The sequence below is a fragment of the Vibrio sp. 1-Bac 57 genome (assembly GCF_037546855.1).
In the GTDB taxonomy this organism is placed as follows: domain Bacteria; phylum Pseudomonadota; class Gammaproteobacteria; order Enterobacterales; family Psychromonadaceae; genus Psychromonas.
The window spans coordinates 1-11818 of record NZ_JALAAC010000058.1; the positions used below are offsets into that span (position 1 = coordinate 1).

Annotated in this window: 7 protein-coding genes; all 7 read left to right on the forward strand. The window is 39.4% G+C overall.

Going from position 1 to position 11818, the window contains the following annotated elements; genetic code table 11:
- Nucleotides 1-567 precede the first annotated feature (567 nt).
- The gene (locus MT391_RS19830; protein WP_499499758.1) at nucleotides 568-2130 is read left to right on the forward strand and encodes a Fic family protein; all 1563 of its coding nucleotides are present in this window, start codon (nucleotides 568-570) and stop codon (nucleotides 2128-2130) included.
- Between the two features lie 953 nt (nucleotides 2131-3083).
- The gene (locus MT391_RS19835) at nucleotides 3084-4235 is read left to right on the forward strand and encodes a site-specific integrase (RefSeq protein WP_499499760.1); all 1152 of its coding nucleotides are present in this window, start codon (nucleotides 3084-3086) and stop codon (nucleotides 4233-4235) included.
- Between the two features lie 355 nt (nucleotides 4236-4590).
- Nucleotides 4591-5076, forward strand: a complete 486-nt coding sequence (locus MT391_RS19840) for a hypothetical protein (protein WP_499499762.1) — start codon at nucleotides 4591-4593, stop codon at nucleotides 5074-5076.
- Complete coding sequence (locus MT391_RS19845) at nucleotides 5069-6667, forward strand: hypothetical protein (RefSeq protein WP_499499764.1); 1599 nt, start codon at nucleotides 5069-5071, stop codon at nucleotides 6665-6667. Before MT391_RS19840 ends, MT391_RS19845 begins: the two co-directional genes overlap by 8 nt.
- Nucleotides 6660-9716, forward strand: coding sequence for a site-specific integrase (locus tag MT391_RS19850; protein ID WP_499499765.1), 3057 nt, complete (start codon nucleotides 6660-6662; stop codon nucleotides 9714-9716). The genes MT391_RS19845 and MT391_RS19850 overlap by 8 nt, the downstream gene beginning before the upstream one ends.
- Nucleotides 9717-9719: 3 nt before the next feature.
- A complete protein-coding gene (locus MT391_RS19855) occupies nucleotides 9720-11048 on the forward strand; it encodes a hypothetical protein (RefSeq protein ID WP_499499767.1) in 1329 nt (442 codons plus the stop codon).
- A 237-nt stretch (nucleotides 11049-11285) separates the two neighbouring features.
- Nucleotides 11286-11818: IS4 family transposase (locus MT391_RS19860; RefSeq protein ID WP_499499768.1), on the forward strand; the 533-nt coding region annotated here is incomplete at its 3' end.

Consider the following 11818-nt stretch of genomic DNA (forward strand, 5'->3'; position numbering starts at 1 on the left):
AATAAATATCTATTATAATATAATGTTTTTTAGTAAAGCATGTCAAAGTTTACAACTATTCAAGAATATCTTTTTGAAAATAGGTAGTTGATCCATTAGATATATTTTTTAAGATGTTTCCCATCAAATAATCCCATATATAAGAGACTGTAGTTACGATTTTAAGTGTTATTTTATCCCTATTTCTATCTCGGTTTGTGCCCCTTTGCGCCCCTAGAAAGGTAAGCCACAAACGCCCCCATAGCAATTTAGAAACCTACAAATGTGTGGCCAAAATCACTAAGCCACAACACGAGTGACTTTTCACTGATTTACAGATCGCTTACATTACATAAGTAGATTAATTATTTTGTAAGTGGATTTGTAGATTTGCAAGTGAAATTGTAGATTTGTAAGTGAAATTGTAGATTTGTAAGTGAAATTGTAGATTTGTAAGTAGATTTATGATTTTGTAAGTGTATAGTTAATTTTGTAGGTATTATATTTTAAATAAAAACAAATACTTCCTTATAAAGACTTAATTATTTGCAAAGTATTGACTAACCTAATCAATAAGTAAAGGCCTGTATGAAAGCACTCGGATACACTTACTTAAATGAGCACTATAGCCTACTCCTACCAAAATTAAATGTTGAAGTATATCAAGACTCTAATTCGGATAAAGAAAAAATAGTAACGTATGGAGCATCTAAACGTAAGATAATACCAGGTACTCGAAAAATTTCTGATACCCCTTTTGATCATATGATTGAAGCAATAAAATATCAAGGTATTAGGCTCCATTACTTTGCTGCTATATTCCCAAAAGTTGACGTTGCAGAGCTGTCTATATTTATTTCTCAAAAGCCTAATGCTAAATACAATCGCATTATTTGGTACTTATATGAATGGATAATGGATTCTACCATCGATCTACCAGACTTAAATCAAGGTAACTACATTAAACTTTTTGAAGATGAGTTTTACTACACGTTAAAAGACGGAGATAAAAATAAACGAACTCGTGTTATTAATAATGCCATTGGAACAAGAGAGTTCTGCCCAACAGTTCGGAAAACATCTAAAATTAAGAAGTGTGAAAACGTAGATGTATACAAAACTGCTTATGCGGAAATGCAAAGGATTGGTGAATCAGTAAGTACTGATATCATAGGCCGTTCAATTAATTACCTTTATACAAAAGAAACTAAATCCTCTACTGATATTGAGCGAGAAACGCCTGATAAACATAAAATGCAACGATTCTTAAGAGCCATTAAAAATGCAGGCTTGTTTGAATTAACGAAAAGTAAACTAATTGATCTACAAAATAAAATTGTAGAAGACAGCAAAAAAGCATCAGATTATCGTTCAGATGAGATCTATGTGGGGGCTACATTACAACGCTTTGGTGAAGTTTATGAGGATGTTCATTACATAGGTGCGCTTGCCAAACATGTACCTAGTTTGATGAATGGTTTGATTAAAACTCATGAACGAATGATGTTTGATGCGTCTGTATCTGCGTTAATTCATGCAACTGTGATTTCCTTTGGTGCAGTTTATATTCATCCTATGGATGATGGTAATGGAAGAATTCACCGCTATCTTATTCATGATGTAATGAAACAACGTGAACCTGAGCATAAATTTATTATCCCTATTTCCGCATCAATTCTTAAACATGAAGCAGAATACGATAAAGTACTTGAAGTTATATCAATACCTATTATGGCGATGATAGATTGGGAATTAGATGGTGAAAACCAGAATAAACTTATAGTAAATAATGATATCGACTATATGTATAGATACCCTGATTATACGGAGCATGTTTCGTTTGTATACGAAATGATGGACAAGGCTATCTCGACTGAGCTAATTGAAGAGGTATCCTTACTCATTGTTTTTGATAATATTAAAAAAATAATTAATAATCTTACCGATGTACCTAATAATAAATTAGATGCCATTACCTCAATTATTATTAGCGGTGCTGGCAAGGTTTCAAAAACCAAGCTACAGTTTGTTTGTTCTCATATTGACCAAAAACTGATTAAGCAAATTGAAAAGCAATCTATACAAATAATGAGTAAAATTGAAAATGACCTATCAGTAAATATACAAAAAATAATGAGAAAAAATAAGTAGTTATTGATAAAATGTCACTATTCATATTAAAGCTTATTAACTGTATCAGATAAAGAATATTACAACAGATCTCGACTATCTGACGGCTATTGGGAAACGTTAATGACACAAAAAAAGTGTCTCTGTTACGTCTTAGGGTGAAACACGCATGGCGGTAAGAATCTGAATTTGATGGGGAGATAAGCGTTACCTGGGTTTTCCCTAATAGGGGGGCACTATTCGGTTAACGCTAATGTAACGCCAATAGCAATGGGCGTCATTCACCTCTATTCACTGCTATGGTACGCATGCACCATGTCCAATCGCTCTTCAAATTTATTCGATTTGCCATCCAGCCTCTGTTTAATTGCTACCCGCGCTAATGGCCGTTTATTAGCTGACAAATTTAACATGAAAGAAAGGCCTGGCTCACTTTCTCTTCTCTATGCCATCACAAAAAATATCTATGCCCCCACAAAAAATATCTACGCCATCACACACAATAAAGCGCTTATGATCTGAATTCAAAATAGGCTTATCCCGTGTGGCAGACTTCAAAGCGCAAGTATGGGCATTGAGGTGGTAAAAAACACAAAAAATGGAGTGCTGACAATGCTGCTCGATGAGAAAAATAGCGGCCATCCGTTTGTTTGCGAGGAGGATTCTTGAGTTTTTAAGCGGTGTGTTAACATAGTGGCATTGTGACATTGTGACATTGTGAAAAAAGACAACGCGATAGTCCCAATAGGAAGCAGTATGAACAAAAAGCAAAAAACACTGGACAAATAAACAGCATGTTTTATAGTAATAAACGTTCAAAGTTTACTCACTTAGAACAATAATAGCAGTTGAGACGAAGTGGTTGCACCCACTTCGCCTCGTACCGGCTGCTCCGACGTTAACCCAGATCCAGCCGATGGCGTTATTATACGTTAACCATCGGGTAGGAACAAAACTATTTGATGGAGGCCAATATGGCTCAAATTCGCCTGCGCCCAAACGGACGCCTACAGTACGATTTTCATCTTTATGGCAAACGCTTTCGTGAAGGCACCGCTATGATGGATACCCCTAAAAACCGTAAAATAGCCCAGACTCAGCTTAAGAAAATGAATGCAGAAATTGATTTAGGCACCTTTCAATATCGCGATTATTTTCCCGACAGCAAAAAAGTGGCCTCGTTTGAAGTCTTATTACGCGAGAAAAAACCTAACCGCTTTCACCCCTTTTTTGATCACTTTGCCGATGAGTGGTTTGATCGTCAACAGCCACGTTGGAGCGATAGCTACCAAAGAACGGTTCGCTTAAATATTAATAATTACTTAACGCCCTACTTTGGTAACACATTAATCAATGAAATAAATTTAGCTCAGGTAGATTATTTTCGTCAATCGCTACTGGCCATGACCAAAGAAGATGGCACACGTAAATTATCGAATCGCCGCATCAATAATATTTTATGGCCATTAATCTCCGTGATGGGACTCGCGAGTGATGAGTTTACGTTTGCCTATCCATTACGTCGCTATAAAGCATTAAAAGAAGAAAAAGCGGACTCTGCCCCACTCACGGTTGAGGAGGTAAAAACCTACCTAGGGGCAGTCTCGTCACAATGGCGTGACTATTACATTATACGATTTTGGACGGGCATGCGTGGCTGCGAAATAAATGGCTTATATGTAGAGCACATCGACTTTTCACATCGCTTGATAAAAGTAAGGCAAAACTTTGTTAACGGAAAAGTGGTCGATGTCAAAACGCCTAAGTCCAGACGAGAGATAAAAATGTGCGATACCGTTTATGATGCACTTCAACGTGCAGTTGATAATAAAAAAGCGCAGCAACCCTTCTTATTCACTAATGACAGAGGTCACCCGTTAAGCTCTCAATATGTGAGCAAGAAAATCTGGCTTCCCACATTAAAAAAAGCGGGTTTAAAACCTCGCCGCTCCTATGAAACGCGTCATACCGCCGCGGTATTACATATTGCTGCACATGAAAACCCATTGTATATCTCTCAAATGTTAGGACACAGTAATACACGTTTATTATTTGATGTGTATGCCCCTTATGTCGCCAATGCATCCAGGATCGATGGCAAGGCTTTTTCTGACATGATGTTGTAATATTGCCTGTTTTTTGACCCAAAATGCTTTAAAAAGTCGACACCATGTCGACTTTTTTATTTATTTTTCAATATTTCTCTTCCATTTCACTTTTTCTGCTTGCAACGCACACATAAACATTGCCTCAATAGCCCTTAAACCCTCACCCCAACGCGAATAACTGTATGTAAATACAGCGTTATTTTGGAAATTTAAAACCTTGTGTTAGCTTGGTATGAGTCGCTATTAATTATCTCGATATAGGTATTTTAAGTTATTCACTGTCAACCGCATTGAGTGACTCACTGTATCAGCACGATTTAATGGCACATCAACACAATGAAACATGCCACAAGCCATAAGGAAAATAGAGGTAATGAAAATAAAGACCATCCCACTGACGAAGCTAACGTTACGTCACAATGAAAAGTTACAAGAGATCATTCGTTTTGATGATTGCTTCCTTTCTTTTCCAAAAGCGATCCACACTATCCCCTTTGCCATCGCTCAAATTTTATTGGATTCAGCGCCAATACTGGCGCTAAAAAATGAACAAGGTGAGTGTTTTCAACTTGCTCTCAATATGAACGCGGCCTTATTAATGAGCCATCCAGAGCGCCATAAGTTAACGGTCAACGTTCACTATTACGCTCATGATGAGGTAGACGATGTCTTGATTGCGTCTTCATTTTACTTTCCAGCGCTTGCCTATCGTGAACACAACAAAATAACGCGTCACTTTTTTTCTCGTATTACTGAGGCTAAACGCTTACTCCTCAATGTCCCCACTAAAAAGCAACTGGCAACGTTAATGGCAGTCAGTGCTTCAACCATCAGGGATAAGAAGGTGACTAATGAGTAAAGAAAAAGAGTTTCAGAAAAAAAACCGACAAAAAACGGCCGGTGGCGTGATGCCGAGTGCAAGCGATACGGCGGTGTCACTGGCGATCACCTTTAAAAAGCTGACCAAATCAACGTTAGTGAAAAAGGAAAGCCATTGCACATTATTGCTCTTTATTCATCTTTGGTTAACGGGCCAACTCGATGATATTGATCACCTCGACGATATTCCCGATTTAAAACGCGTTTCCACTAGCAACCCTTGTGAAGCACATTGTTTACGAAGCTATAAAGATGGCAATACGTCATGGGTCGAGTATGCACAAGCTTATAATACAAAGAGCGGTGTTTTTTATCTTTGGCAACCTATGCCAACCATACTGCTGCCCTTCTTTCAAACCGCCATCAGCACCTTGAGCTATCACACTGCGCTGTTGAATAAAGCGGAGAAAGCGCGATTTTTTGCATTACTTCAAGCTCGTTGGAAAACACCGCTCTCGCTTAAAGGTCATCGACGAAATAGAAGAAATGTCTTTTTTCGCTATTTTTTTCATTGCACGCATCTTGATCCCGCCCTTTCATCGTTGGCTAAAATGGTGCTCACACATCCAGACAAGATGCATCATCAAAATGTCATTGCCTACCAGGTGGAGCAAAGTGATCGCCTTCGTAAAAAAATATTTTTAGCGCAAAACCGTTATTTGGACAGAATAATGCGCGCGATCAACGAACTCAACCTGAGTGAACATTTTATATATCTTGTTGGAGGACAACGTAAAAAACTGACTGAGACGAAGGTGCCAGTGGCTGATTATTTAGCAAAAAATGGTTTCATCACGGCTTTTCATTTGGTTAATCAAAATAACACTAAGCAATATGAAGCTATTCCTCCTCTGTTCATTGGCTGTCAGCGAAGTGTGGCAGAAGATGATGTTGTTCAGTTTTTTGTACGCTTACACAACCAGGTTGAACAGGTTAATTTTTCAAAAAAGATGACGATTGAACAACATCGTGAATATTATAATGGGCGAACCTACCAATTGGCTTTTCAATTTATGGTACTAACGGGAGTGAGGCCAACCCATGCGATAACGATTGAGCGACGTCGCTGCTTTGGGGCAGAGCATGTGTGTGTGAGAGATAAAGGGAAATGGCGCCAAATCACTTTATGCGCCTATCTTATGGAACAAATTGCGCAGTATCAATCTCTACAGAAAGCACTGACGGTGCACTTCCCTCACCATCAACCCCGTCAGGCAATGTGGTATCTCATTAATGAAGATGGCGATCAGCAATTATTAAATGCCAGCCAGTTACGCTCCACCATGAAGGCATTATGGCCAGGTGTTGTCCCTTACCAATTGCGTCATTTTTTTGCTCAATGTGCACTAACCAGTCCACCGCCTCATCACCTTGCCACACAGCAAATTGACCGTTTAATGGGACACGCCAACTTTGGTGAGCATCTTGGTAGTCATGATTATTTTCCGCTGACCACTATCCCGTTAGAAAATTATCTTAATACGCTCCCTAAACGACTGGGCCTGTTACAGCTAGGCGCTATTCCATCGGGTTTAGTTGACGGACTCACTGAGGAGGTATCCGATGAATAATGCGCTAAAAATACAGGCCAGTACCATTGCAGATCACCTAACACGTAGCCATCTTAGTGACGACATCAGTCATAACAACACGAATGCTATCGCTGCACCGGAGCATTCAGCGATAGTAGTCGCTGATATTGATTGGGTATTAGCACGTTGGCCAGCACAGGACATTTCCACTCGTACCCTTTGCGATGAAACTTTATTACTCATTAAAGATACGATAAGCCAAGTACCGACAGGCAAACAACGACATTACCGCCATGCACTTAATCATATTCTTATTTATCTTCAGGATGTGGCGCAATGGGAACTGCCTGCTCGTACGGAAAAACTTTTTATTGATCGTAACCTCGCGTGGTTTAGCCACTTAAATGAACAAGCAGAGCTGGCAGAGTCACTTTGGCACGCCTACGAAGTTGATAAAGCTAACTTTTTAAACACGCGGCTTACCCCCTCACCCGCGCTTACGGCGTTGACCATTGCCATTGACGTGGCGCCTTTGTCATTAAGTTATTTAGCCTCGATATTATCCGATAGTCATGCCATTGAGCGAGAGCAAACGACTAGCATGCTCAAAGTGTTCCATTTACAACGTGCTTCAACAAGCACGTTGCAAGAAGACGCTCATTTCACGCGCTATCATTTACCCTTGTTTTGCTATCGCTTTTTAGCTGATTTTTATCAAGGACATCACTCTATTGATGCTAATGGTGTCAACAACAGGTCGTTTACGGCCAAAAGTTTGCTTAACATACTCAATGAGTATATTTCAGCACCACCCTACCACTTAGCACCGTGCTCAGCCGGGCAATGGCACGCGGTCTTTCAAATTCTTTGGCACTATCGTGATCGTGTGCCACCAACACTCTTAAAAGACATTGCACAGCCAGAGCGACATGTTGACTTTGATAGAGCGACGCCTTCAGAGAAAGAGAAAAGAAAGGCGCATAACGCCATTTTCACACGGGATTGGCAAGGCGATGGCACGCTCAAAAAAGAGACGTCCGAACATGCGCTAGCTGCTGCTTCGAAGCCAATTAAAGCGCGCTGGCCACAACGCAAATTAATTAAACACTGGGTTAAAATGGGTAACATTAAGGACGTCGCCGGGCCGGTATTAAATGGACACAATATCCTTGAACATTATTTGTTTATTTATTGCCGAGAGCTCATTTTATTTGGAGGTGTCAATAAGGCCAAGCTTTCAGAAGCAACCATTACTAAATACACTAGCATTGAAGCATGTTTCAAAGACTTGCCGCTGAATTATGAAACCGCCATTGACCATGATCAACTTCAAGCCTGGGCGAGACAAGTCTTCGCTCAACTAGAAAATGATACCCATCTCAATTTGGTCCATTATTTTTTCCGATTTATGGTGACACAAGCACTCACTGATCACCTCGATCTTGATGAATTTGAAAACCCTTGCTTAGCGCCCAGTGTTGATCCTTTTTGTATTTCTTTATCGGCATTACATGACATTGTTGATACGTTATTAACACACAGTAGCGGTAGCTTATTTCAACGCTTTTATTGTGCAGTGAGTGCCGTGCTCGGTTATTTTGCGATGTTACGTCGCGGTGATGTACTGAGATTACGCATTAAAGATATTTACTATGCCCATCCGAACTGCTTTCATCTCACTATCACCAAAACAATTGAAGGGAGGCCCAAGAATGGTAAAACACGGCCAGTCCATATTGTTTTGCCCGATTCATTGGTAAAACTCGTCCGTATTGCGATCAAACTTAAGGAGCAGAGTCATTATAACGCCCCTTTAATTGGCTTTGATGATGAGACAATAGGCTCTCGCCAATTACACTATTTATTGCCCGTCACCAAAGCGATAAAAGCAATCTGTGGAAAGTCGGTACGCTTTCATCACTTACGCCACAGTGGCATTGATTTATTTATGCAACAGGGATTACAGCTTGTGTATAGATACTCACCGTGCGCGCTTGATGAGCGGACTGATTTAAACATCATGCTCAGTGAAGAAGTGGTTAAGTTACGTTTTTCACATTGGATTGAAAAAGGAGAAGAGCAGCAAATTAATGACAGCTTACTTTTTGATGAAATTTGTCATCAAATAGGACACCAACATTATGCCACAACACGTTGGTCCTATTTACATGGTATTCAATGGTTATTTCCCTATTTACGACCACAGCAAAGCCTTTATGGGTTACAAGATTTTTCACATAGCGAATTACGCTATTTACTCAACCTGGCACCTGATTCAAATGATTTATCGCGGCAATTAGCGCTATTAAGTCAGCCTTATAAAGATAAGTCTCTTCGCGATAAACAGCAGAACCCCGTCACGTTACCGGAAATTGCACTACGAGAATTTATCTGGGGCAATAAAAAAATACGCGCAGCTATCTTAGGTCAAGCGGCAAGTGGGTTAACAACGGAAGATGTTAAAGCAGGAAAAGTGCCTTACGCGACGCTGAATGCGGTTAATGATGTATCAGTACACAGTAAGCAAATACAAAATTATTATTATTACCGTTGGCGTGACACATCAAATGTCAGCACTAATCATTTTATTGAAGGCCTTTTCGATAACATGAATCAAAAAAATGCGCTTTCTTGGCCCGTATTAAGCCAAATATGGGCTAAGGCGAATAAACATGATCACGCGCCACTCAATAAAAAGCAATGCACCGCCTTATCACACCTTGGCGAGATTTCAGTGGTTTCAACGCAGACTAAAGATGATAACGGTAATGAGTGCAACGTCCTTGCGCTGCAAATTCAGGTTGCGAGTAACGCGACGAATGCCCGTGATTTTAAGGCTGTTTTTCGTTGTAAAGAGTGGCAATGGCTTGCTTGCTCTTTCACCTTAACGGTTAATCGAAAAACAAAAGTCGATCGCTTGCTCAACTTGGTAAAAAAGGATTATGCCCAAGGTAAAGAGTCAGTGTCGGTTGTTAAACAACCCGATGGCGCAAGTCAGTTAACCATCACCCTCACACCAACATTTCCAGTCGACGCGTTTGTTATAGAGCAGGCGCAACATTACTTATCAACCCCATTTTTGGAGTAAAAAATGTCTTATAACCTCATCATTGGAAGACAATACCGCGACGACATTAAACAGATTGTCCAAGCGCTCAATCCTAAATTTAGCGATTACTGTGTTAGCTTTTGTATTCTACCAAAGCAAAATGAATTACTGATCATCGGAGGGTGTTCACCAAACTACATACAAAAACGCTTACCCTTAGCGGCTGGTCACGGGTTAAAGAAAATGCAATTTACACTTGATGGCGACTTTTTTAGCCAGTTATTAACTTACTCAACGTATCACATATCAAATGATAAAAATAAAAATCAATCCGTGTCAGAGGCTGAACTCGATTTTTATGAAAAAATCCATTTAGAGCTTGAGACTGAAAAGAAGCAGGATCTAAAAATTTACTTGATCAGTAATACAGGTAAGTCGCGAGGTTGTGAATCCGTTGCTTTTTTGGAGGCGCATAAGACCTTTATAAAGGAGAATGAACAACATACCTTTCAAAGCGCCAGAGTGCCTGCAATACAACGTCTATTACTTGAAGTCGATACTTACACGCCTTTTAAATTTATTAATATTGACAAAGAAAAGCGAGAAATGTGTGTGCAAAGTGATAATAATATAGTGGAACACTCCATTCCTGAGCATATTGACATTCCAATATCACTCGCACTGACGCAGGATGCGGCGAATATGTTGTCTGAAATATGCGAGCAAACAAAAGATGATGAAATAGAAATAGCATTACATGGAGAAAATATTACCTTAAAAACGAATAAAACAACGAAGACAATTTCATTGGCTGGCCTTGAAGAGTTTTATAAAAGCAAACCAGTACAATATGAAGAAGTAGTCACTATGTTTGTTAATATTCAGAGCTTTAAAGATGTAATAAATGAGTCTCATAATAAGTATCATAAAATTCGCCGAGAGGATAAAAATCATTTATTACTAGAAGAAAACGAGTTAAATATTGTAAACATCGTCAGTATTTATGATTTTGATACCCCTATTGATGCTAAAGGTTTTTTTGTGAAAGAGCCTCAAGTTTATTTAACACACCTAAAAGATATCAAAGCGATTAAGATTAAAGATTTAACGGAAACTGATGAAGCAAAAATAGCGATATTAAAAGGTCCACAGGGTGAGTATAAGCTTGGATTTTATAAGCAAGGGAATGATAAATATCCTCATGATAGCGTTCTCATTGAACCCGTACCTCAAGATTTAGATAAAGTCATGGCGGTAAAGAAAAAAGCACAAGCCAGAAAAGCGGCTAAAAATATGTGGGAAACTAAAGGAGAGACTAACGCTGAGGATAGAAGCGACCCACAAGGTGATTTATGGGGGTTTGATCTCTAATACACTTAGATTAAAGCAGATTTTTTACTATTGCTGTTAGCGTCATATTTTTAGACATTAAATGTCGGGGGGGGGTGACCTGCTCATCTCCCACTAACTCACTTGCATTACTGTGCGCTTATTTTCAGATACAAAAAAACAGACCGAAGCCTAATGCCGATCAGTTAAGAAAAATTAGTTGATTTTTAGCTGAAGAAGATCAAAATCCTATGACTCAAAAGGTCATGGGATTTTTTTATGGAACTTTCAGAAGCACTCGCTTGCACTTTGATTAACCGTCTTACCAAATTTTCTTCTTTGTCAGATATCTTAGAGCCAGATATTATTGAATCTTGCTTACAGTCTAACGGCGTCGCTACGTTAAGGAAACGAAAGATCCCTATGGATGCGATGGTCTGGGCTGTTGTAGGCATGTCACTTTTTAGAACTGAGTCTGTCCGTCAGCTTATTAACAAACTCGATATCGTATTACCTCAAGAGGTCGACTACGTCGCAAGAAGTGCGGTAACACAAGCCCGCAAAAAACGAGGGAGTAATGTCGTTAAATATGTATTTAATCAAACGGCTACGACTTGGCATAAACGTGCTGAGCATCCTCAATGGTGCGGACTTAATTTATACGGCGTTGATGGTGTCGTTTGGCGTACACCAGACACAAAAGAAAATAGTGCCGCATTTTCGCGCTCGGCGAATAAATCTTATGAATCATCCTACCCACAAGTTCGTATGGTTTGTATGATGGAATTAAGTAGCCACCTTATTGTGAATAG